Genomic DNA, 250 nt, shown 5'->3' with positions numbered 1-250 from the left:
AGTCGATGGTGACGGCGGCGGGCAGGCCGACCCAGTCCTTGCCGAGCAGGAGTGTCCCGGCGCCGACGGTGAGGAACGCCATCGGTGGTGCGCCGTAGAAGTGCGAGATCACCGGGTTGAGCTGGTGCCCGGCTGCAGTGCTCCGGTAGCGGATCCAGTGCAGCACCGTCGCGGTCGTGAGGGCGACGAGGAGCACCGCGGCGATCGCCCACACGACCGTCGCCGCGAGGCGCAGCCCGGGGAACTGCAG

1 protein-coding gene is annotated in these 250 nt (G+C 71.2%); it reads right to left on the bottom strand.

What is annotated here, in order from left to right:
* The coding region (locus tag HWD97_RS24400; RefSeq protein ID WP_371835829.1) for a hypothetical protein at window positions 1-250 on the bottom strand (250 nt) is incomplete at both ends.

Source organism: Ochrobactrum sp. C6C9 (genome assembly GCF_022627935.1).
Classification (GTDB): domain Bacteria; phylum Pseudomonadota; class Alphaproteobacteria; order Rhizobiales; family Rhizobiaceae; genus Brucella; species Brucella teleogrylli.
This window is presented reverse-complemented; position numbering and strand designations above follow the sequence as displayed.